Origin of the sequence: uncultured Gilvimarinus sp. (genome assembly GCF_963972205.1) — a bacterium.
Classification (GTDB): domain Bacteria; phylum Pseudomonadota; class Gammaproteobacteria; order Pseudomonadales; family Cellvibrionaceae; genus Gilvimarinus; species Gilvimarinus japonicus.
In genome coordinates this window covers 15659-38902 of record NZ_CAXAUC010000012.1, presented here as the reverse complement: position 1 = coordinate 38902, position 23244 = coordinate 15659, and the positions used below count along the sequence as shown (strand labels likewise).

The window sequence follows — 23244 nt, the reverse complement described above, 5'->3', positions numbered from 1 at the left end:
ACTTACGCCCCTACGGCTTCGCCAGTGGATTTGAAGACGCGCACTTTCTTGTCGCCTTCAACCTTGAAGCCAATGCGATCAGCTTTTCCAGTGGCTGCGTTATAGATCGCAACATTGGAAACATTAATAGCGGCTTCTTTCTCAACAATCCCACCAGGAACGCCCATTTGCGGATTAGGCTTCTGGTGTTTTTTGACGGTATTGATGCCAGCGACGATCACCTTGTCATTCGGTAAAACGCGAACAACCTTGCCACGCTTACCTTTGTCGCGACCGGCGATAACAATTACTTCGTCATCACTTTTAATCTTGCGCATTTGTCTGCCCTCGACTCTCCGACTCTGCTGAAGTACTTAAAGTACTTCAGGTGCCAGAGAAATGATTTTCATAAATTTCTCGCCACGCAACTCACGAGTCACGGGTCCGAAAATACGTGTACCAACTGGAGCATCTTGGGCGTTCAGTAGCACAGCAGCGTTATCGTCGAACTTGATCAATGAACCGTCCTGACGACGCACACCTTTCTTGGTGCGTACTACTACCGCCTTCATCACCTGGCCTTTCTTCACTTTACCGCGAGGAATTGCTTCCTTTACGGTAACTTTGATGATGTCACCCACGGCTGCGTAACGACGGTGAGAGCCGCCAAGCACCTTGATGCACATGACACGGCGTGCGCCGCTATTGTCAGCTACATCTAAGTAGGATTCTGTTTGAATCATCGTCCGTCTCCGAAACTATTTAGGTCGCTAGAAATCGTTAGATTTCAGTAGCGCGCTCTTCGATTTTTACCAAAGCCCAAGACTTGCTTTTAGACAGCGGGCGCGACTCTGCGATAGTCACGGTGTCGCCCATCTTGGACTCATTGTTTTCGTCATGCGCTTTAAGCTTAGATGACTTACTCACATACTTGCCGTAAAGCTCGTGCTTAACACGACGCTCGATCAGCACAGTAATGGTTTTATCCATCTTGTCGCTGACAACTTTGCCGGTCAGCGTACGAGCCAGTTTATCTGCCTGAGTCATCGTTAGTTACCTGCCTTTTGTCTAAGCGCCGTCTTGATGCGAGCAATATCTTTACGAGCCTGCGACAACAAGTGCGTCTGATTCAATTGACCAGTCGATGCTTGCATACGCAGCTTGAATTGCTCTTTCAGCTGTGCAAGCAACTCGTTGTTCAGCTCTTCAACGGACTTTTCCCGGAGTTCTGAAGCTTTCATCACATCACCGAACGTTTAACGAATGTTGTATTAATAGGCAACTTTGCCGCGGCCAAGGCGAAGGCTTCACGGGCCAACTCCTCACTAACACCGTCCATTTCATACAGGACTTTGCCTGGGCAAATCTGTGCCACCCAGTATTCCACGTTACCCTTACCTTTACCCTGACGAACTTCCAGAGGTTTTTCGGTAATTGGCTTGTCCGGGAAAACTCGGATCCAAATTTTACCGCCACGCTTAATGTGGCGAGTCATTGCACGACGGGCCGCCTCAATTTGACGTGCAGTAATGCGACCGCGCCCTGTGGCTTTTAATCCAAAGTCGCCAAAGCTAACCTTGGAGCCGCGATGGGCTAAACCGCGGTTGCGGCCTTTCTGTTGCTTGCGAAACTTCGTACGCTTCGGTTGCAGCATCTTGCGTACCCCTTACTTAGACTTTGAGCCTTTTTTCTTAGGTGTCGTTTCCGGTTGAACATCACCGATAACTTCGCCTTTGAAAATCCAAACTTTAACGCCAATAATCCCGTAGGTTGTTGACGCCTCTGCGGTGTTGTAGTCGATGTCGGCACGCAATGTGTGCAACGGCACTCGACCTTCGCGGTACCATTCAGAGCGTGCAATCTCAGCACCTCCAAGACGGCCACCTACCTGAATCTTGATACCCTCGGCACCCTGACGCATGGCGTTTTGTACGGCGCGCTTCATAGCACGGCGAAACATAACGCGGCGTTCGAGCTGAGAGGCAACACCCTGGGCTACCAGAGCCGCATCCAGATCAGGCTTGCGAATCTCTTCAATATTGATATGGACAGGTACGCCCATTAGCTTGCTGACTTCAGCACGCAGCTTATCAACATCTTCACCTTTCTTACCGATCACAATACCCGGACGAGCCGTGTGAATAGTGATACGCGCAGTGTTAGCTGGGCGTTCGATATCAACGCGGCTAACCGATGCACTGGCCAGCTTATCTTGAATGTACTCACGCACTTTCAGATCGGTGTTGAGTTTATCTGCGTATTCGTCATTGCCGGCATACCAAGTAGAGGTATGGCTTTTGACGATACCCAGACGAATACCTGTCGGATGTACTTTCTGTCCCATAACGCCTGCTCTCTTACTGGTCGGCTACTTTTACGGTGATATGACAAGTGCGCTTGATAATGCGATCAGCACGACCTTTAGCACGAGGCATGATGCGTTTCATGCTCATACCCTCATCTACAAAAACTGTAGATACTTTCAACTCATCAACATCAGCGCCTTCATTGTGCTCTGCATTAGCAATAGCAGATTCAAGCACTTTCTTAACTATCGCAGCGCCCTTTTTTGGACTAAAGCCCAAAATATCAAGAGCATCTTCAACGCCTTTTCCACGAATTTGATCTGCAACCAAACGCGCTTTCTGCGCCGACAGACGAGCACCGCGTAACTTTGCTGCTACTTCCATCGTATTACCTCGTTAGGCACTTAGCGCTTAGCGCTTTTTAGCTTTCTTGTCTGCAACGTGACCGCGATAAGTGCGGCTTGCTGCAAACTCGCCCAATTTGTGCCCAACCATCTCTTCGTTGATCAGGACTGGCACATGTTGACGCCCGTTGTGTACCGCCAGAGTCAAGCCAACCATCTCCGGAAGAATCATGGAGCGGCGAGACCAGGTTTTGATCGGGCGACGATCATTTTTTTCGATCGCTGCTTCGATCTTCTTAATCAGGTGAAGATCGATAAAAGGACCTTTCTTCAGTGAACGTGGCACTGTTGCTTCCTCTTTTGGTTGTTAGGTCGTCAATTAGCGCTTATCGCGACGACGAACAATCATCTTGTCGGTACGCTTGTTCTTGCGCGTTTTATAACCCTTAGCCGGAGTACCCCAAGGTGAAACCGGATGACGGCCACCAGAAGTACGGCCTTCACCACCACCGTGCGGGTGATCTACCGGGTTCATGGCAACACCACGAACGGTCGGGCGAACACCGCGCCAGCGTGTAGCGCCAGCCTTACCCAATGAGCGCAAGCTGTGCTCACTGTTTGATACTTCACCCAATGTGGCACGACACTCGCTCAGTACGCGACGGGTCTCACCGCTACGCAAACGCAAAGTGGCATATACACCATCACGGGCAACCAAGTTGGCAGAGGTACCAGCAGAGCGTGCAATTTGCGCACCCTTGCCAGGCTTAAGCTCTACACAGTGAACCACACTACCGACTGGAACGTTGCGCAGCGGCAAAGTGTTACCCACTTTGATTGACGCAGCGTCGCCAGACTCAATTTTGTCACCAGCAGTCAGGCCTTTAGGAGCAATAATGTAGCGACGCTCACCATCGGCATAACAAACCAGCGCAATATGTGCAGTACGGTTCGGATCGTACTCAATGCGCTCAACAGTCGCCGGAATACCGTCTTTGTTACGACGGAAATCAACCAGACGATAGTGTTGCTTGTGACCACCACCAACGTGGCGGTTGGTAATCCGACCGGCATTATTACGACCACCGGATTTGGATTTCTTTTCCAACAGGGGCGCGTAAGGCGCACCTTTGTGCAAGTCCGGGCTGACAACGCTTACTACAAAGCGGCGACCGGGCGAGGTTGGTTTACGTTTTACAATAGCCATTGCAACAGTCCCCTTACTCAGCTACCGCAAAGTCGATGTCCTGACCTTGCTCAAGGCGTACGTATGCTTTTTTCCAGTCACTGCGCTTGCCGAGACCGTAGCGTGTACGCTTGGTTTTACCTTTAACGTTCAAAATGCGAACTTGCTCGACTTTAGTATCGAACAGCGCTTGAACAGCGGCCTTCACTTCTAGCTTGGTAGCATCCGAGGCGACTTTAAAAACCACCTGATTGCCAGTTTCGCCAGCAGCTGCAGCTTTCTCAGAAACCACAGGGCCTAACAAGACCTTATAAATGCGCTCTTGATTCATCCCAGGATCTCCTCGAATTTCTTCATCGCAGGCACGGTCACAACTACTTTGTCGAAGCGAATCAGGCTAACCGGATCAACTGCGGCAACGTCGCAAACATCAACCTTATGCAGGTTGCGCGAAGCCAAGTACAAGCCTTCACTAACATTCTCAGTGACTACCAGCGCTTCAGACAGGCCGTATTGACCTAACTTTTGCACCAGAGCTTTGGTTTTTGGCGCCTCAAGATCGAAGTCCTCAACCACCACCAGACGATCCTGACGGTTTAGCTCAGACAAAATGCAACGCAGTGCAGCGCGGTACATTTTCTTGTTTAGCTTTTGCTCAAAGCTGCGTGGCTTAGCGGCAAACGTTACGCCACCGCTGCGCCAGATTGGGCTGCGGATGGTACCAGCACGAGCGCGGCCAGTACCTTTTTGGCGCCAAGGTTTTTTACCACCACCGGCAACTTCAGAGCGAGTCTTCTGGGCCTTGGTACCTTGACGGGCGCCAGCCATGTAGGCGACAACCGCTTGGTGAACCAGGTCCTGATTAAATTCTTTACCGAAGGCTACCTCAGATACTTTCAAGGTACCGTTGGAGCCGCCGGGAGTTACAATATTTAATTCCATGGTCGTTTCCCCTCGGACAACTATGCGTTGGTGCGCGCTTTAACTGCTGGACGCACAATGACGTCACCACCCGGAGCTCCGGGGATGGCACCTTTGACCAACAACAGATTGCGTTCGGCATCAACTCTAACCACTTCTAGGTTCTGAACAGTTACCTGCTCATTACCCATCTGGCCAGCCATTTTTTTGCCCTTGAAGACGCGGCCCGGGGTCTGACATTGTCCGATCGAACCGGGAGCACGGTGAGATAGAGAGTTACCGTGAGTAGCGTCTTGCATGCTGAAATTCCAGCGCTTTACGCCACCTTGGAAACCTTTACCTTTGGAGGTACCGGTAACGTCGACAATCTGGCCTGCTTCAAAAGCAGCCACAGTCAACTCACCACCGGCTTCAAAACTTTCTTCTGAGTTGTTGCGCAATTCCCACAAACCACGGCCAGCCTCATTGTTAGACTTGGCGAAATGACCTGCAGCAGATTTGCTAACGCGGGAGGCACGACGAGACCCTACGGTTACTTGCACTGAGCTGTAGCCGTCGGTTTCTACATTCTTAACCTGAGTGATGCGATTGGGAGAAACCTCAATCACAGACACGGGAATGGAAACACCATCATCGGTAAATATACGAGTCATACCGCTCTTGCGGCCGACAATACCAATCGTCATTTTACTAACCTCTATAGTGTACGGGGCTGTTACCCGCTATGGCCGCCCATTTCAGAGCGTTACACACGACCGAACTGGAATGCCCGGTCAACATTTACTTTTTAACCGAGACTAATCTGAACCTCAACGCCTGCAGCCAAATCTAGCTTCATCAGGGCATCTACAGTTTTTTCAGTAGGCTCAACAATATCGAGCAAACGCTTATGTGTACGAATCTCGTATTGATCACGCGCGTCTTTGTTAACGTGCGGTGAAACCAATACAGTGAAGCGCTCTTTGCGAGTCGGCAAAGGAATAGGGCCGCGCACTTGGGCACCTGTTCGCTTAGCGGTCTCTACGATTTCCTGAGTCGAAGAATCGATAAGCTTGTGATCGAAAGCCTTCAGGCGAATCCTAATGCGTTGATTCTGCATGTGAACCAAACTCCAGTCATATACTTTAAAGAACAAACCATCTCGGCAAGACCACCAGGGCCCGTGCAAAATGGAGGCGCAATCTTAATGATCGACCGCCACCCTGTCAACAACAAAACCGAAAAAACTGATAATATTTTAACCAGCCGCGACAAACACCCCCGCAACCACTTAAACTTTCGCAAACATCCACACGATTCACCCCAACCGCCAACAACAAAAGCCGGCGCCACGAAGACCAAACCGCCGCACCGCTGCGCAAAGGCACAGCCAGGCTGCATATAAATGAAAGAGGACACACAGACATTAAAAAGGCGCCAGAGCCAAGCTCAGGCGCCCAGAGGGCAAGCCGCAAACGGCAACAACCTAGCGAGATGCTCGCTCAGCCACGCACACAGCGGCGCAAAACCCTAATCGATGGCACGCAGAATACTTTCCACCATCTTTTTGGCATCGCCAAACAACATCATGGTGTTGTCATTAAAAAACAACTCGTTTTGCACCCCGGCATAACCCGCCGCCATCCCACGCTTAACAAACAGTACAGTCTTAGCGCGCTCGACATCCAAAATAGGCATACCAAAAATTGGACTCGCGGGGTCCGTTTTAGCAGCCGGATTAGTCACATCATTGGCGCCAATCACAAACGCCACATCGGCTTGCGAGAACTCACTGTTAATATCTTCAAGTTCAAAGACCTCATCGTAAGAGACGTTAGCCTCAGCCAGCAACACATTCATATGCCCCGGCATCCGACCGGCCACCGGATGAATGGCATAACTTACCTTCACACCCGCTTTTTTAAGCTCATCGCCCATCTCCCGCAGCGCATGCTGAGCTTGCGCTACCGCCATACCGTAACCCGGCACAATAATAACCGAACCGGCGTTTTTCATAATAAAGGCGGCATCATCGGCACTGCCTTGCTTAACCGGCCGATCGTCAACCTCATCACCCGCTGCAGCGGCCGAACTATCCCCCCCAAAACCGCCAAGAATAACGCTAAAAAAGGAGCGGTTCATGGCTTTGCACATAATATAAGAAAGAATAGCGCCCGACGAACCCACCAGTGCGCCCGTCACAATCAACGCATTATTGTGCAGCGTAAAGCCAATGCCTGCCGCCGCCCAGCCCGAGTATGAGTTAAGCATGCTGACGACCACCGGCATATCGGCACCCCCAATCGGGATAATCAGCAAGAAACCCAACACAAAAGCCAGCGCCACCAGCGACCAAAACACCCAAGGTGACTGATCGAAACAGAAGTAGACCACCAGCGCGAGCGCCAGTAGGCCAAGCAGCGCATTGAGCCAGTGCTGACCGACAAACGTAATCGGCCGCCCAGACACCAACCCTTGCAGCTTGGTAAAAGCGATAATAGAGCCTGAAAAAGTAATGGCGCCGATCATCGCCCCAAGACTCATCTCGACTCGGCTCGCCACATAGATATCACCAGCACTACCAAGCAAACCAAAAGATGCCGGATGAGAGTATGCAGCGCCCGCGACCAACACGGCCGCCAACCCCACCAGGGAATGAAACGCTGCCACCAGCTGCGGCATAGCCGTCATAGCGATACGGGAGGCGATAATGAGGCCAATTGCCCCACCCGCGACAACAGCGACCAAAATCCACGTATACGACTCGATCTCCGGACTCAGCACCGTGGTTGCCACGGCTATCGCCATACCAACCATACCCATTGTATTACCAGCGCGAGACGTTTCGGGCGATGACAGCCCGCGAAGAGCCAGAATAAACAGTACTGCGGCCACCAGATAGGCGAGCGCCGTCACATTGGCTTGTAATTCCATAAGTCCCCCTTACTTCTTCTTTTTATACATGGCCAGCATACGCTGGGTAACGGCAAAGCCACCAAAGATATTGACCGAGGCAAGCATAACGGCCACAAACCCCAACACTTTGGCCAGGCTCGTACCCTCTGGACCAGCGGCAATCAGCGCACCCACCACAATCACACTGGATATCGCATTGGTCACCGCCATCAAGGGCGTGTGCAGTGCCGGCGTGACACTCCAGACAACGTAGTAACCGACAAACACCGCCATCACAAAGATGGACAACTGAGAGATAAAATCACCGTGCATAACCGCCTCCCATTATTGTTCTGCTTGCTCGGCAAACGCCGAATGAACCACCCGGCCGTCGCGAGTCAAGGTGGCCGCCGCCAGGATTTCATCGGCAAAATCTAACGCCAAGCCGGCTGGAGCACCCTCCTCAGCCTTGACCAGCGGCGTCAGGTAATTAAGCAAATTCTTGGCGTACAGCGCACTGGCATCGGCAGCGAGACGACTGGGCACATTAAAATGACCCACCACTTTAACGCCGCCCACATTTACCACCTCACCCGACTTAGAGGCGGTACAGTTGCCGCCCTGCTCGACCGCCAAATCGATAATAATCGACCCCGGTCGCATACTGGCCACCATCTCGTCATTCACCAATGTTGGCGCCTTGCGCCCGGGAATCAACGCGGTACAAATCACAATATCTTGCGTCTTTATAGTAGTCGCCACTAACTCCGCCTGGCGACGCTTAAAGTCATCGCTCATTTCTTTGGCGTAGCCGCCAGCGGTTTCAGCCTCGCGAGTCTCCTCGGAGTCCACCATCACGAACCGGCCACCCAAACTCTCGACCTGCTCTTTCGCCGCCGGCCGCACATCAGTCGCCGAAACAATGGCCCCCAATCGCTTGGCCGTTGCAATAGCCTGCAAACCGGCAACCCCTGCCCCCAGCACCATCACCTTGGCCGGCGCCACTGTGCCGGCAGCGGTCATCATCATCGGCATCGCCCGGTCGTACTCGTAAGCGGCATCCAGCACCGCCCGGTAACCGGCCAAATTACTTTGCGAGCTGAGCACATCCATACTCTGAGCACGACTAATACGCGGCACAAACTCTAGCGCCATCGCCGTCACACCTGCGGCAGCATAAGCGGCGACAGACTCAGGATCATTAAAAGGGGAGAGAACACCCAACAGCAGCGCCCCCTTAGGGATAAGCGCCAGCTCATTGAGCTCACCCTCATCAGCGACAAGCGGACGCTGCACCTTGAGCACGACATCAGCCCCCCGATAAAGCGCGGCCAGATCGGCCTCGACGGTGGCGCCGGCATTAATATACAGCTCGTCCGACACCTGACTCTCAAGCCCGGCGCCAGCCTCAACAACAACCTCAAAACCTAAACCAATGTACTTTTTAACGGTATCCGGCGTGGCCGCCACGCGTCTTTCATGGGCACGACGCTCCCTTGGCACGGCTATTTTCATAGACTTACCCTCTATTGTTATTAGCATGAAAGTATTACTTGAATGTAGGCGCGGGATTGGCAATCCGCAAGCGCCCACCTCATTAGAAATGAATTACACGACAGCGCCGATCTTCCAGGGGTTAAACTCCGCATCCCCATAACCCAGCTCTTCACTCTTGGTTTGCTCGCCCGAGGCGATCGCCAGCAGCTGCTCAAAAATTTTCTGACCCAAGGTTTCTAGCGTCTCATCGCCATCAGTTACGGCACCACAGTTGATGTCAATATCATCCTGCATGCGGCGATAAACCGCCGTATTGCTCGACAACTTAACGCTCGGCACCGGCTTGTACCCAAAAGCCGAGCCGCGCCCCGTAGTAAAAGCCACCACATTGGCACCCGAGGCCACCTGACCGGTCACGGAGACAGGGTCAAAGCCGGGGCTATCCATAAACACCAGGCCTTTTTCGACTACCGGCTCGGCATACTGATACACCGCGGTCATGGTGGTCGAGCCACTTTTAGCCTGAGCCCCCAAAGACTTTTCTAAAATAGTCGTCAAGCCACCCGCTTTGTTGCCCGGCGAGGGATTGTTATTCAGCTCAAACCCATTCGTGCTGGTGTACTCCTCCCACCAACGGATTCGCTCCAACAATTGCTCCGCCACTTCAGGCGTGGCAGAGCGCTGGGTCAACAAGTGCTCCGCGCCATAAATCTCAGGCGTCTCAGAGTAAATCACCGTACCACCGTGACGGATCAAAATATCGCCCGCAACACCGAGAGCCGGGTTGGCGGTAATCCCACTCATGGCATCACTACCACCGCACTGCACTGCCAGCACCATCTCTGAGGCCGGGCAAGACTCACGAGTCGCCTCATTCACTTTGGGCAACATGGCACGCACATACTCCACACCTTGCTCGACAGCGTTGCGGGTACCGCCCACGTTCTGAATATTATAGGCCTTAAACAACTCAGACTCGGCCAGGCCGGCCTGCGCCAACACTCCGTCGACCTGCATGGTTTCGCAGCCGAGCCCGACCAGCAATACGCCGCCAAAATTAGCGTGCGCGGCATAACCTTCAAAGGTGCGCTGCAAAATCTCGTAACCCTCACCCTCGGCACGCATACCGCAGCCCGATTCGTGAGTAAGCGCGACCACACCGTCAACATTAGGGTAATCGTCCAACGCGCCCGGATAACTAAAGCTAGCGGCAATTTGCTTGGCCACGGTTCCCGAGCAGTTAACCGTCGTCAGGATACCGATATAGTTGCGGGTACCCACCTTGCCGTTAGCACGGCGATACCCCTGAAAATGCGCCTGCTCCGCCTCGGGCACGTAAGCCGTTTTTTCCGCGTGCCGGCAAAAACCGTAGTCCTTGGCAAAATCACCCACAATACAGTTGTGAGTGTGTACGTGTTGGCCGGCGTCAATGTCGGCTGCCGCGTACCCAATAAATTGCCCGTATTTGATGATCGCCTCACCCTGCTTAATGGGCTCAACCGCAAACTTATGCATTTCGGCAATCGGCTCTGCAATGACAACCTGGCGCCCACCAACATCGAGCAAGCCTTCAACCGCCAAGTCGCAAACCGCAATCGCGACATTATCGTTTTGATGCAAGTGAATGAACTTACTCACAACCACCCCTAGTTTCTTGTCTGTATTCAGAATTTCTTTTGCGGCTTGACGCAACACATCACACCACAACAACATGGCTGCAAAGTTAACAGGTAATTGGTCAGACCGCAATATTATTTTGGTATGACTAAAAAACAAAACGCTCCCCTTGAGTGGCATAGCCATTCTTGCTAGAATCAGTCAGTCAAACTTTCATATAATGAAGCGTGAACCCATGAACGTATCTATAGACACCGGCAGACTGACCGGTGGCCGACTCTACCAACGTGTAGCCGAGCAGTTAGCCGCGGTCATCAATGGCGGTGAATACCCCCCAGGCTCACGCTTACCAGCCGAGCGCAAGCTCGCCGAACGCTTTGAGGTCAGCCGCCCCACGGTGCGCGAAGCCATTATCGCCCTTGAGCTTGCCGGCTTTGTCGAGGTTCGCGGCGGCTCCGGGGTCTACGTGTGCGACGGCAACAAAGACACACTCGCCAGCAGTACCCTTGACGTCGGCCCATTTGATATTTTGGAAGCGCGCATTTTATTTGAAGGCGAAGCCGCCGAACTGGCCGCCAAAAAGATCACCGACGAAGAAATGGCCGAAGTACGTCAAGCCCTGAGCGACATGGTGACCGAAAACGAAGGCGAGCCCATCTGTGAAAAAGCCGATGAAAACTTTCACATGCTGATCGCACGCGCCACTAAAAACGACGCCATCATCTCCGTTTGCAGCCATTTGTGGGCACTGCGCAACAGCTCGCCGGTATCCGCCCGCATCCTCGAGAAAGTGCGCCAAGCCGGCTCCAAGCCTCGCATTGAAGAACACCACGCTATTCTTGAAGCGCTAGAAACACGCAACGGCCCCGCCGCACGCGCCGCCATGCGCGAGCACTTGACGCGCGTTATCCAGCAACTGCTGGATGCCACCGAAGCCGAGGCCGTAGAAGAAGCCCGACGCAAAGTCATGCACAGCCGCGAGCGCTTTAACCTAATCGATTAACCCCACGCAAAGCCCGGTGCTTTACCAGCGGCACCGGCACCTCCCTCCCTCTGCCTGACAAAAAACCTTCATTGGTATTACCAAAAACAATATTTTGCGTTAACCTTACGCCACCAATAACGAATGCTAAACACAGGGTTAACCATGAATAAGTTGACGCGACGCACCACCCTTAAAGGCCTGGCAGCGCTTCCAATCGCCGGCTGCGCCACACACCACACGACCCAAAGCAGCGCAAGCACCAGCGCAGCCCCCTGGCACCTAGCGGACCAGATCGTAGCGCAAATCACGACCCCAACCTTTCCCAGCCGCGACTTTCCTATTACCCAATTCGGTGCGGTCGGTGACGATGCCACCGACTGCAGCGACGCGATCAAAAGCGCTATTGAGGCTTGTCACAACGCGGGCGGCGGGCGGGTCGTAGTGCCAAACGGCACCTTCTTAAGCGGCCCGATCCACCTACTATCAAATGTTAACTTGCACTTGCAAGCCGGCGCCACCATCGCTTTTTACACCGACCCTAAACGCTTCTTACCTGAAGTCTTAACCCGCTGGGAAGGCGTAGAGTTTATGGGCTATTCCCCGCTCATTTACGCGTTCGAGCAAAACAATATCGCCGTAACAGGCAAGGGCACACTCGATGGCCGCGCCAACGAGACGACCTGGTGGCCCTGGAAAGGCAACGAAGAGTGGGGCAAACCCGGCTTCCCCAGCCAAAAGCCCGGCCGCGATAAGTTATTTGCCGATGCCGAAGCCGGCGTCCCACCAGAAGACCGCCACTATGGCGACGGCTTTTACTTTCGGCCGCCGTTTGTGCAGCCCTATCGCTGCCAAAATATTCTTATCGAAGACGTCACCATTGTTGCCGCCCCCTTCTGGCTGCTAAACCCAGTGCTCAGCGAGAACGTCACCGTGCGCGGCGTCACGCTAAAAAGCCTGGGCCCCAACTCCGACGGCTGCGACCCCGAAAGCTGTAAGAACGTCTTGATTGAAGACTGCCATTTTGACACCGGGGACGATTGCATCGCCATCAAATCGGGCCGCAATGCCGATGGCCGGCGCATCAACACCCCCACCGAGAACGTCGTTATCCGCAACTGCGAAATGCTTGCCGGCCACGGTGGCGTCGTCATTGGCAGCGAGATCTCCGGCGGCGTACGCAATGTATTTGCCGAAAACAACACCATGAGTAGCCCCGACCTTGAACGCGGCTTTCGCATCAAGACCAACTCGGTGCGCGGCGGCGTGCTAGAACACCTCTATGTGCGCAACTGCACCATAGGCACCGTCAAAAATGCGATTGTCATTAACTTTCACTACGAAGAAGGCGACGCAGGCAACTTTGACCCAACGGTACGCCATGTAGAGGTCAACAACCTCACCTGCGAAGAAACCGGCCAAGTCTTTCAGGTACACGGCTTTGAGCGCGCGCCCATTACCGACCTACGCTTTATCGACTGCAAGTTCAAGCATGCCGATAAGCCAGGGGTCATCGAGAATGTCGACGAGCTCGTCATTGAGAACGTCTCCATCAACGGCAAAACCTTTAAAGCCTGATAGTCACCTCGACCAAAAGCGGCCCGACCAATTTGGGCCGCCCACCCCTAAAGCCCTGTACCACCCACCAACCAAGACTCACATCGCCGACCGTCGCATTAATAAACATTTTTTACAAATAAAAAACCCTACCCCTAAGCGGCAAAAATAGCCAATTAGATCATACAATAACCGCAAAATAGCGCCAGATTGGTAATGCAGAAACTATTGATTGGTCTGCCAAACTATGCGACTATCATCCGGCTACCAGAATAATTGGTCTATGCAATACAACTTGCTTAACTACAAAACCGGAATGATGGGGATAAAATAATGAATAGTCCTAAGGTAAAACCTCTCGTCGTCGCAGTCGCCATGGCGGCCGCTGCGTCCTCCTACGCCCAGGAAGAGAGTGCTGATGAAAACATGGCAATGCTAGAAGAAGTGGTTGTCACCGGCTTTCGCAGCTCGCTAGCCACCTCGCTCAACACCAAACGTGATGCCGCCGGCTCTGTCGATGCAATCTACGCCGAAGACATCGCCGACTTTCCCGACCTAAACCTTGCCGAGTCGCTGCAACGTATTCCCGGTGTTGCCATTACCCGCGATGCTGGCGAAGGTCGTAATGTCAGTGTGCGAGGCCTTGGGCCGCAGTTTACTCGCGTACAAATCAACGGCATGGAAGCAATGTCCACCACCGGTGGTACAGACTCCTCCGGCGGCGCCAACCGCTCGCGCTCGTTTGATTTCAACACCTTCGCCTCAGAGCTGTTTACCGAAATGGCAGTGGTTAAAACCTCTTCGGCCAACATTGACGAAGGCTCACTGGGTGCAACCATTCAGCTGCAAACCGCTCGCCCACTCGATTATGACGATGACTTTAACCTAACCGTTAATGGCCAGATCGGTTACAACGACCTTTCAGAAGAAAACGATCCGCGCTTTTCGGCGGTGGTGAGTGGCAAAAATGACGACAGCACTTTTGGCTGGTTGGCCTCTGTGTCCTACTCCAAGCGCGACATCTTAGAAGAGGGCTTCAGCACCGTGCGCTGGCAGACCTCTGACGATTGGCGCTCATGCGGGAACTGTGCCGGTGGCGACGCTAGCGAAGTAAGCAACTACTTTCACCCACGTATCCCCCGTTACGGTAAGCTAACCCACGAGCAAGAGCGCTTAGGCTTTACCGGTACTTTACAGTTCCGCCCAACCGACGCGACTGAGATTACCGTCGATTACTTAGCCTCGCAATTCGACGCCAACCGCGATGAAGAATTTTTAGAAGCGTTGATCCGCTCTGAAGCTGACAGCACAGATTTGGTTAGCTACGGCGTTGACGGCAATGGCACCATGGTGACTGGGGTCTTAAACGACGCCAACATCCGCATCGAAAATCGCCATGACGAGCTGACCACGGACTTCCAGCAGTTGACCGCTGACATCACGCACGACTTCTCCGACAGCTTCCGCGTACACGCCCTGATCGGCACTTCAAAGTCAGACTTTGACAACCCGATCCAAACCACCGCTATTTTTGATAACGCGGTTACCGCCGGCTACGCTTGGGACTTTAGCGAAAACAGTGAACTTCCAGAGGTATCGTTTGGCAACTTTGATGTTACCAATCCAGATAACTTTGAATACACCAATATTCGTCAGCGCCCCAACACTACCGAAAACAGCTTTGACAACTTCGCGTTTGATGCCGAGTGGGACTTTACCGAGTCGCTGTCAGTATCGGGTGGTGTAACTGTCAAAAGCTACGACTTTAGCGTTAGTGAAAAACGCTACGATACAAGCTTAAGCAACATCGAAGGCGTGGGCGGCCCAATCTCCGTTGACGGGTTGTACAACATTACGACGATGGGTAACGGCCTGGGTGCACCAGACGGCACCGTGCTAAGCTGGATCAGCCCCGACGTTGCAGCAGCGGCAGCCGCTGTTGGCCTGGACAACTTAGACGTATCAAATGAGCGCCTGCAAGATAACCGCAGCGTTACCGAAGATGACACTGCGTTGTTTGCACAATTAAACTGGGACACCGAGCTTGCTGGCATGGGCTTTCGCGGTAACGCTGGCGTGCGCTACGTGAAAACCGACCAAAGCTCCACCGGTTTTCAGGAAGCCGGTAGCGGCCCGGTCGAAGTTACCGTCGATCGCGACTACAACGACACACTGCCCGCAATCAATACCGTACTGTCAGTGACCGAGGATATGTTGATTCGCGCCTCATGGGCTAAAGTGATGACTCGCCCGTCTCTAAGCGACGTCACCCCTGGCGGCAGCGTCGACGGGTTTAACAACGTCGTCAGCTACGGCAACCCCTTCCTAGACCCCTTCCGCGCCGATTCATTCGACCTGTCGTGGGAATGGTACTTTATGGATGATGCGCTACTGTCTGTAGCTTACTTCCAGAAAGATATCGAATCATTTATCACAAGCCGCACCGATGAAGGCGTCGCTTGGTCTGATATCGGTTTGCCTGACGACCTGCTTGATGGCGTTCCGGCAACACCGAGCGAGTCATTCGATGTTAACCGTCGCGTCAACGGTGGTGGCGGCGATCTGGACGGCTTCGAAATTCAGTATCAGCAGCCCATTACCGACAATATTGGTGTGATTTTAAACTACACCAAAGTAGATTCAGAAGTGAACTACGCTGCAGACGGAGAAGAGGCGGATTACAATCAGCTGACTGGCATGTCACCTAAGTCCTATAACGCTACGCTGTACTTTGAAAACGACACCTTTGGTGCCCGTATCTCATACGCAATGCGCGACGACTACCTGACTCGCTACCCAGGTCGCAACGGCAATGATTTTGAGTACACCGAAAGCACTGCCAACGTTGATATGGCGCTGAGCTACACTATGAACGAGCACCTTAAGTTTACCCTTGAAGGCGTCAACTTAACTGACGAGTTTAACCATCAAGTCGTCGATAGCTCGGGTCGCGTGAGTGTTTACCACCACACAGGCTCACAGTACTACTTAGGCGCTCAATACAAGTTCTAAGTAAAAGCTCCAAACAAATGGGCACCGCTAGCCGGTGCCCATTTGTTATCAGGGAATCTCTGATTAATGCTAAAGGGCGCGATCCAAAAGCCCGTCCGTAATGTTGATCTTTTGCCAAGAGCCATGGCCCTTGCCCGCAAAGAGCGTCTAACGGCTGAACATTTTGGACTCGCGTACCACTGCAAGGATGCAGGCGGTAGAGCCGCGCAGGAGCCTTTGCCGAGAGGCAATTCTGACTTCACAGCGGCGCCGTTAACCTTATAGGCCTTAACCAAAGTTTTCTTGCAGTTTACGCCCTACTCCCTACAGTTAACATTTGGGCCCAACCCCGACACAATACTCATAATAGGTACCAAGTATGCCAAGACTTTCACGACTTGCACTGTTGATCGCCGTCAGCGCTAGCGCGCTAACTGGCTGCCAGGATGATACCTCCACCCCCTCAGCGGCCAATAAAAAAACCAGCGACGCCAAAGCTCCGGCAACGAGCAGCCAAGCGCCGGTCGCGACCATCACGCTCAGCAACCCATCGGACTTTAAACGCACCGACGAGCCCTACCGCGTTAGCTTCGACGAACTGGGGCTTGCCAACTCAGCCGCGACGGGACTTGGTATTAAACTAAACGGTCAGGCAATTGCCAGCCAAGCGATCGACACCGATAGCGACGGCAGCCCTGACAGTTTATTTACCCTGCTCGACATTAATGCCGGCGCCAGCGTTACACTAAACGTGTTCACCGATATGGAACCAGTTGCCGGGCCCAAACGCGCGCAGGCAGAGATCTCCAAAAAAACCGGCGGCAGCTGGCAAGAAGACCCGGAAAAACACGGCAAACAAATTTATGTCGGCGGACAATTTACCAACGTGGATAAGCTAACGCCGCCGTCACAACACACAGATCACTCCTATTTTATTCGCTACGAAGGGCCCGGCATCGAATCAGACTTAGTGGGCTACCGCGTCTACCTCGACTGGCGCAATGGCTTTGATATTTTTGGCAAGTATACCCACGACATGGTGCTACAAAATGTTGGCCAAGATGGCTTTGACTCCTACCACGAACCTTCCGATTGGGGCATGGACATCCTCAAGGTAGGCAGTTCGGTGGGCTCTGGCGGCTACGGGTTTTGGAACGGTGAGAGTGTCGATCGCGTGTCTAAAGTCGACGGTTGGGACGCTCGCATCCTCGACAACGGCAACCTTTATTCGGCCTTTAACATCGACTACAAAAACTGGCAGATCAACAACCAAAACGTCAACTTAAGTGCCACCTTATCAATGCACGGTGGCAGCCGCTTGGTTCATACCCAGCTAAAACTCGATCAACCGCTGGACAACTTAGCCATCGGCATCGTCAAGCACCCGGGTACTGAGTTGATTGAAGGCGAAGTTAACATCACCGGTAAGGCCTACACCTATGTCGCCAGCTGGGGCAAACAAACCCTCAACGATGACCACTTAGGCATGGCGTTATTGTTTAGAAAATCAGACCGCGAAACACAAACGACCGACGAGCACAACTATGTATCGGTTATGGATGTCGCCGGCGAAGATGTGGATTACTACTTTTTAGGCGCCTGGGAGGGCGAGAAAGACGGCATCAAAAATCGCGAAGCGCTGGTTAACTATCTAGAGCGCGAAGCTGAAAAGCTAACACTACCACTGCGCGAGCAGATCAGCACAGCCCGCAGCGAAACGCAAAAATCTTACCCGGTGAGTGCCGACGAGGCGCTTAACTGGAGCAAACGTTTGGCCGACTCCGAGCTTGAACGAAAAACCATGGGCTACCATCACGGCGGCTGGGACGTAAACCGCGAGCGACTGCCAAAGTTTGAGTACGACATCGTCGGTTTATTACCCATGGCCTACGACGAGCTAAACAAAGTAGCGCCAGCCAAGAAGTACGCCGATGTTATGCCTATGGTGACTGGTAGCTTTATTAACGATAAAGGCGAGATTGCCCGTTACAAGCTCAGCAACTATAACATCGACTCCGTTGCCCCTGGTCGCAACTTAATTCGCCTGTACGAGAAAACTGGCAAAGAGAAATACAAAATTGCTGCAAGCACACTGCACAAGCAGCTTGAGCAACAACCTAAAACGGCTGAGGGCGCATTCTGGCACAAGCAGAAATACGACAGCCAATTGTGGCTCGACGGCGTCTACATGGGCATGCCTTTCTTCGCCCATTACGTCGAGCTGTTCGATAACGGCCAAGGCATTGAGGAAGTCGTTAACGAATTTGTGCTAACCCGCAAGTATTTGCGCGATGCACAAACCGGCCTTTACTACCACGCTTGGGACGAAAAAAAGCAACAAGATTGGGCCAACCCAGAAACCGGTCTATCCGGTTATTTTTGGGGCCGCGGTATGGGCTGGCTCGCCATGGCAGTGGTTGATGTGCTGGACTATATTCCCAAGGAGGATACCGAGCACCGCCAACCGCTGTTAGACATGATCAATGAAATGGCCGCCAACCTAAAGACATACCAAGACCCGGACAGCGGCGTCTGGTGGCAGATCATGGACAAGCCTGATGCGACAGGTAACTACCTTGAGTCGAGCGCCAGCTCCATGTTTACTTACTTTTATGCTAAAGCCATCCGCAACGGCTATTTGGGCGATGAGTACCAGCCTGTGGCGCAAAAAGCGTACGACGGTTTAATTCGTGAGTTTATCACCGTTCACAGCGACGATGCGGTTAGCCTGACTAACATCTGTTACGTCGCCGGCCTCGGTTTTGGTCGCGACGGCAGTTATGGTTACTACATGAGCGAGCCAGTCATTGCCAACGACCCCAAAGGCACCGCACCATTTATCTTGGCCGGTATCGAAATGCACAAGCTTTTACAACCGTGAAATTTGCACCGTAAATAGGTATCAACATGAATATTATTGAAGAGCGCTTTGCTGTTCATAAAGACGACTTCAAACACTACGACACCGAGAAGCTGCGCCAGCACTTTTTGATCGAAAAGATCTTTGCCGCCGAAGAAGTACTGTTTGTTTACACCCATTACGAGCGCATTATGGTCGGCGGAGCCATGCCCATTGCGCAAGCCGTGCCATTAGAGCCGGTGTACCAGCAAAAGGCCGATTATTTTTTACAACGCCGCGAGATGGGCGCCATCAACGTCGGCGGTAAAGGCTCTATTACCGTCGATGGCGAGCGTTATGAAATCGACACCAAAGAGGCCTTATACATAGGCCGTGGTGCCAAAGAGGTTATTTTTGCAAGCGACAGCGCCGATCAGCCCGCGAAGTTTTACCTAAACTCCGCGCCAGCGCACCACGCCTACCCTCACAAAAAAGTCGGCATGGGTGACGCCAATGTATTGGAAATGGGTGCCTCGGAAACCTGTAACGAGCGCAAAATTAACCAGCTGCTCATCAGCAGCGTGGTTGAGACCTGTCAGCTGCAAATGGGGATGACCGAGCTGCAGCCGGGAAGCATTTGGAACACCATGCCGGTGCACACCCATAGCCGCCGTATGGAGGCTTACTTTTATTTTAATATTCCTGAAGAGCAAGCCGTTTGTCACTTTATGGGCCCTGCCGATGAAACTCGGCATATTTGGGTGGGTAACGAGCAAGCAGTTGTCTCACCGCCATGGTCTATGCACTCAGGTGTCGGCACCGCGAACTATACGTTTATCTGGGGTATGGCGGGAGAGAACCTCGATTACACCGATATGGACTTTCACAAGCCTAACACCCTGAAATAACCACAGGATTTACTATGTCTACTGAATTATTCTCTCTTAAAGGCAAGGTAGCACTCGTTACTGGTGCAACCCACGGGCTCGGGATGGCGATGGCCATGGGGCTTGGCAAAGCTGGCGCCACCTTGGTAATTAATGGTCATTCGTCGCAAGAAAAAGTCGATGCGGCGCTTGCCGACTATCGCGCAGCGGGCATCACCGCCCACGGCTACCTATTTGATGTTACTGACGAACAACAAACGGAAGCCGCCGTTGCAAAAATTGAAAGTGAGGTCGGCCCGATTGACGTGCTGGTTAACAACGCCGGTATTATCCGCCGCACGCCATTGCTGGAGATGGAGCTGGCCGAGTGGGAGCAAGTCATCAAGACCGACTTAACCGGCGTATTCACTATGACCAAGCCCGTGGTCGCGCGCATGGTTGAACGTGGCACCGGCGGCAAAGTTATTAATATTTGCTCAATGATGAGTGAATTGGGACGCAGCTCGGTAGGCGCTTACGCCGCCGCTAAAGGCGGGCTTAAAATGCTCACCCGCAACATGGCCACCGAGTGGGCCAAGCATAATGTTCAGGTCAATGGTATTGGCCCTGGCTATTTTGCCACGAGCCAAACAGAGCCTATTCGCGTCGACGGCAACCCAATGAACGAATTTATTATTAGCCGCACACCCGCGGGGCGCTGGGGCGATCCGGATGATCTGCAAGGGGCCACCGTATTTCTCGCCTCCAATGCCTCCAACTTTGTCACGGGACAAATTGTCTACGTTGATGGCGGCATACTGGCGACTATTGGTCGACCAGCCAACGAGCAGTAAAATTTGCCACGGCACGCGCTCAATACGCGTGTGCCGTGTTTACTAGCGCTTTAACCACGTCTCGGCGGCGGCGCGGTCTGCGCGGGCAAACGCTTTTATCTCTAGTCCGGGAATTAACATCCCTTCTAATTCGCTAATTTTTTGCAGCCACGATTGATCGGCCAATACCGCGGCACGATCAAAGCGGCGAATCAACCCCAGCATTGCGGGCATCCGGATAAACTCGGCCAGTATTGCGCGTGGCTCGGGCATTTTAAACTCGACAATGTCATAGAGCATCGTGCCATGCTGAACTCCCTCGGACTTTGATTTCAGCTCATCCAAGCCCCGCTCCATCTGCTCTTTACCAAGCCTACCACTCAAACTGATGTCCAAATGGTGCTCACCTTTTTTCTCAATAACAAACATAATCGCTCCTTTAAAATACCGCAGCGTGATCGCATAAATATTTACCATCGCGATACACCAGCACCATCTCGGCCACAAATTCGCCGGGCGCTTTGGTAAAGTACTGGCGCCAGACGATAGCAGCCGAATCTGGCCGGCGAAAAATCGCCACCAAGTCACGCCGGGCAAAAAAGCCTTTTTCGGCTTGGTACTTCTCACACACATCACGCAAATAATCAGGCATCACCACACGCTTTAAACGGTCGGTAAAGTCCCGAGTGTGGCGCGCGTGATCAATGTCCGTCGAGGCGGCCATTAAGTTATCCATAATGGGGTTGGCAACGGCTAAGATGTCCTCATCGACGGCGGCTTCAAAATCCATAACTGTATACGCCCTTAAGTGCTTGCTCAGATACTCGAAATACCATGCTCTTTTACCACCTGCAAATTAGGCCAAATTTCGCGCCAGTTTTTACGTTCGACTCTGCGCGTAAAAGCCTGAGGGTTGCGACACTTGGTATTCAGGGTAATCGTGCCAGAAAAAAGTGGCGCCAAACCAAAAGGGGCGATAAATTCGACCCTGCCTTTCGCCAAACGGACACCTACTGCCGTTTCCAGCTCTACCCAACAACTCAAGGCGTCCACACTCGAATGGTACGGACGGTCGCCATTGCGTATGTGCATTCGCGCCTGATTCTTTACCGAACAAGGTACAGGGATTTTATCCCGTAAGCGATCTTCATAGGCTTGATCCCGGGATTCGCAGGTCAGACTGGCATCAAAATAAATCACGTCAATATCATTGAGCGGGGATGCCTTCGAATAACCGTGCAACCTATCCCACACTAAGTTGCGAACAAAACCCGCGGCTAAACACCAATCGGGTAAAGCCAGCGCGGCGGTCTCTTTTAAAAGTGCCATGCGTGTAGCATCTTTGCGCAGCCAATCCCTCACTTGCTGAGCATAGCGGGCCTCACTCTTCACGCCAAGGCCTCAATCAATACCGTACCGGAAACAGCCGGGTGGGATTTTCCAGCTTAATAATGCGGCTGCGCGAAGGGGCAAAACTCGCCGAGGGAGAGGTTTGTAAGCTGCCGTCGGCGTGCATCGCCTCTAGCCCCTCGTTCAACCGTGCAATTAACTCGGGGCGCTGATTAGTCACAACCGGAGAGCTCGACAATGGGTAGTAAATCAGAAGATCAGGTACGATGGCAAAGCGAGTTGGATCGTCTGCATATTTGTCTAAAATTGACTCTGCTTCATCCACCCCCAACGGCAGATAATCAACCTCACCTTTCTCAAGCAGTTGGAGTAATGCGGGCAAATCTTCTGCACCTTTCACCGGTAACTCATTTGCCTCATACACCCACATATCAGGCCAGTATAAGCCCTGACCGGCCAGTTTTTTGCGCAGCTCAGACGCGTGCTCGACGTCGGCAAATTCTGACAGCCGATCGCGCCGCACAACCACGTAGCGATAGCCCAGCTTACCTCCGGCAATTGGCACGGGAATTAAGGTTAACTCTTCAGGGGGGAAGCTCAAATACGATGTGGGAACGATATGAATTTGCTCACCCTTAGTCAGTAAATGCCGCCAGTCGCCGCCTAAGGATGCTTCATGAGATACCGTTAAACGATAGGGTCCGTATTGCGCTTCGGTACGCTGTAACGCTTGCGCAATAACCTGTGCTTCGCGCTCGGCACGGCCAGGAGCATTACCGCCCACCCACAGTATGTACTCGGGCACCTCGGTCGCTTGCTCTCGCGCCGCCTCTGCACTTGCCACACCAAGCAAACAAAGGCAGATAACAGCCATACAGCGCATCAGTGTGTTATTCATTATTAACATGCCGGCCCCACCTTTACCCAAGATCTGACGCTTATTGTCACCACAGCTGGCGGTCATCATAACATAGCGGCCCAGGTGTTCACGGCACCTCGAAATTAAAACACCGCAGCGATATTCCAAACCCGTCTAGCGGCCACAGCCCTTGCCACAACTGGGCTGGCGTAAAGGCTTACCGGTTTTCAGACGTCACACTTT

Annotated in this window: 27 protein-coding genes; 6 read left to right on the top strand and 21 right to left on the bottom strand. The window is 52.8% G+C overall.

The window, feature by feature from the left end; translation table 11 throughout:
* Positions 1-2: 2 nt before the first annotated feature.
* The 17 genes from rplX to AACY82_RS14880 all read right to left on the bottom strand — a co-directional run bounded on the left by rplX (position 3) and on the right by AACY82_RS14880 (position 10745).
* On the bottom strand, positions 3-317 hold the full coding sequence (rplX, locus tag AACY82_RS14960; protein WP_339617648.1) for a 50S ribosomal protein L24: 315 nt from the start codon (positions 315-317) through the stop codon (positions 3-5).
* Positions 318-353: 36 nt separating this feature from the next.
* Complete coding sequence (gene rplN / locus AACY82_RS14955; protein WP_041522380.1) at positions 354-722, bottom strand: 50S ribosomal protein L14; 369 nt, start codon at positions 720-722, stop codon at positions 354-356.
* 37 nt (positions 723-759) lie between these two features.
* On the bottom strand, positions 760-1026 hold the full coding sequence (rpsQ, locus tag AACY82_RS14950) for a 30S ribosomal protein S17 (protein WP_339617647.1): 267 nt from the start codon (positions 1024-1026) through the stop codon (positions 760-762).
* A 2-nt stretch (positions 1027-1028) separates the two neighbouring features.
* Positions 1029-1220 (bottom strand): 50S ribosomal protein L29, encoded by a 192-nt coding sequence (gene rpmC / locus AACY82_RS14945; protein WP_041522378.1) that lies wholly within the window; start codon positions 1218-1220, stop codon positions 1029-1031.
* Positions 1220-1633: a 50S ribosomal protein L16 gene (gene rplP / locus AACY82_RS14940; RefSeq protein ID WP_041522377.1), complete on the bottom strand. Its 414-nt coding sequence runs from the start codon at positions 1631-1633 to the stop codon at positions 1220-1222. The genes rpmC and rplP overlap by 1 nt, the downstream gene beginning before the upstream one ends.
* A 12-nt stretch (positions 1634-1645) precedes the next feature.
* Positions 1646-2323 carry a 30S ribosomal protein S3 gene (rpsC, locus tag AACY82_RS14935; RefSeq protein ID WP_339617646.1) on the bottom strand — a complete coding sequence of 226 codons (678 nt, stop codon included), beginning with the start codon at positions 2321-2323 and terminating at the stop codon, positions 1646-1648.
* 13 nt (positions 2324-2336) lie between these two features.
* On the bottom strand, positions 2337-2669 hold the full coding sequence (gene rplV / locus AACY82_RS14930) for a 50S ribosomal protein L22 (RefSeq protein WP_339617645.1): 333 nt from the start codon (positions 2667-2669) through the stop codon (positions 2337-2339).
* Between the two features lie 27 nt (positions 2670-2696).
* On the bottom strand, positions 2697-2975 hold the full coding sequence (gene rpsS / locus AACY82_RS14925) for a 30S ribosomal protein S19 (protein ID WP_041522374.1): 279 nt from the start codon (positions 2973-2975) through the stop codon (positions 2697-2699).
* Positions 2976-3008: 33 nt separating this feature from the next.
* Entirely contained in the window at positions 3009-3836 is an 828-nt protein-coding gene (gene rplB / locus AACY82_RS14920) for a 50S ribosomal protein L2 (RefSeq protein WP_339617644.1), read from the bottom strand.
* 13 nt (positions 3837-3849) lie between these two features.
* Entirely contained in the window at positions 3850-4146 is a 297-nt protein-coding gene (gene rplW, locus AACY82_RS14915) for a 50S ribosomal protein L23 (protein WP_041522372.1), read from the bottom strand.
* A complete protein-coding gene (gene rplD / locus AACY82_RS14910) occupies positions 4143-4757 on the bottom strand; it encodes a 50S ribosomal protein L4 (RefSeq protein WP_339617643.1) in 615 nt (204 codons plus the stop codon). The genes rplW and rplD overlap by 4 nt, the downstream gene beginning before the upstream one ends.
* 20 nt (positions 4758-4777) lie before the next feature.
* Positions 4778-5422 carry a 50S ribosomal protein L3 gene (rplC, locus tag AACY82_RS14905; protein WP_339617642.1) on the bottom strand — a complete coding sequence of 215 codons (645 nt, stop codon included), beginning with the start codon at positions 5420-5422 and terminating at the stop codon, positions 4778-4780.
* 101 nt (positions 5423-5523) lie between these two features.
* Entirely contained in the window at positions 5524-5835 is a 312-nt protein-coding gene (rpsJ, locus tag AACY82_RS14900; protein WP_215975681.1) for a 30S ribosomal protein S10, read from the bottom strand.
* 410 nt (positions 5836-6245) lie between these two features.
* Entirely contained in the window at positions 6246-7649 is a 1404-nt protein-coding gene (locus AACY82_RS14895) for an NAD(P)(+) transhydrogenase (Re/Si-specific) subunit beta (RefSeq protein WP_339617641.1), read from the bottom strand.
* Positions 7650-7658: 9 nt separating this feature from the next.
* Positions 7659-7943, bottom strand: a complete 285-nt coding sequence (locus tag AACY82_RS14890; RefSeq protein ID WP_339617640.1) for an NAD(P) transhydrogenase subunit alpha — start codon at positions 7941-7943, stop codon at positions 7659-7661.
* A gap of 12 nt (positions 7944-7955) precedes the next feature.
* Entirely contained in the window at positions 7956-9125 is a 1170-nt protein-coding gene (locus AACY82_RS14885) for a Re/Si-specific NAD(P)(+) transhydrogenase subunit alpha (protein WP_339617638.1), read from the bottom strand.
* Between the two features lie 93 nt (positions 9126-9218).
* On the bottom strand, positions 9219-10745 hold the full coding sequence (locus AACY82_RS14880; protein ID WP_339617637.1) for an altronate dehydratase family protein: 1527 nt from the start codon (positions 10743-10745) through the stop codon (positions 9219-9221).
* Between the two features lie 214 nt (positions 10746-10959).
* On the opposite strand from AACY82_RS14880, the gene AACY82_RS14875 reads away from it, so the two are divergent.
* From AACY82_RS14875 to AACY82_RS14850, 6 genes are all read left to right on the top strand, one after another.
* Complete coding sequence (locus AACY82_RS14875; RefSeq protein WP_339617636.1) at positions 10960-11727, top strand: FadR/GntR family transcriptional regulator; 768 nt, start codon at positions 10960-10962, stop codon at positions 11725-11727.
* Positions 11728-11871: 144 nt separating this feature from the next.
* Positions 11872-13284, top strand: a complete 1413-nt coding sequence (locus AACY82_RS14870; protein WP_339617635.1) for a glycoside hydrolase family 28 protein — start codon at positions 11872-11874, stop codon at positions 13282-13284.
* Between the two features lie 312 nt (positions 13285-13596).
* Positions 13597-16275, top strand: coding sequence for a TonB-dependent receptor (locus AACY82_RS14865; RefSeq protein WP_339617634.1), 2679 nt, complete (start codon positions 13597-13599; stop codon positions 16273-16275).
* A 358-nt stretch (positions 16276-16633) separates the two neighbouring features.
* Positions 16634-19135, top strand: a complete 2502-nt coding sequence (locus AACY82_RS14860; protein WP_339617633.1) for a glycoside hydrolase family 88 protein — start codon at positions 16634-16636, stop codon at positions 19133-19135.
* Between the two features lie 26 nt (positions 19136-19161).
* On the top strand, positions 19162-20001 hold the full coding sequence (gene kduI, locus AACY82_RS14855) for a 5-dehydro-4-deoxy-D-glucuronate isomerase (RefSeq protein WP_339617632.1): 840 nt from the start codon (positions 19162-19164) through the stop codon (positions 19999-20001).
* Positions 20002-20015: 14 nt separating this feature from the next.
* Positions 20016-20813 carry a gluconate 5-dehydrogenase gene (locus AACY82_RS14850; RefSeq protein ID WP_339617631.1) on the top strand — a complete coding sequence of 266 codons (798 nt, stop codon included), beginning with the start codon at positions 20016-20018 and terminating at the stop codon, positions 20811-20813.
* A gap of 42 nt (positions 20814-20855) precedes the next feature.
* On the opposite strand, the gene AACY82_RS14845 is transcribed toward AACY82_RS14850, so the two are convergent.
* The 4 genes from AACY82_RS14845 to AACY82_RS14830 form a co-directional block, all read right to left on the bottom strand.
* Entirely contained in the window at positions 20856-21221 is a 366-nt protein-coding gene (locus AACY82_RS14845; protein WP_339617630.1) for an STAS/SEC14 domain-containing protein, read from the bottom strand.
* 10 nt (positions 21222-21231) lie between these two features.
* Complete coding sequence (locus AACY82_RS14840; RefSeq protein ID WP_339617629.1) at positions 21232-21582, bottom strand: hypothetical protein; 351 nt, start codon at positions 21580-21582, stop codon at positions 21232-21234.
* A gap of 26 nt (positions 21583-21608) precedes the next feature.
* Positions 21609-22121, bottom strand: a complete 513-nt coding sequence (locus tag AACY82_RS14835) for a nucleotidyltransferase family protein (RefSeq protein ID WP_339617628.1) — start codon at positions 22119-22121, stop codon at positions 21609-21611.
* A 76-nt stretch (positions 22122-22197) separates the two neighbouring features.
* Positions 22198-23049 carry a hypothetical protein gene (locus tag AACY82_RS14830; RefSeq protein ID WP_339617627.1) on the bottom strand — a complete coding sequence of 284 codons (852 nt, stop codon included), beginning with the start codon at positions 23047-23049 and terminating at the stop codon, positions 22198-22200.
* Between the last annotated feature and the right edge of the window lie 195 nt (positions 23050-23244).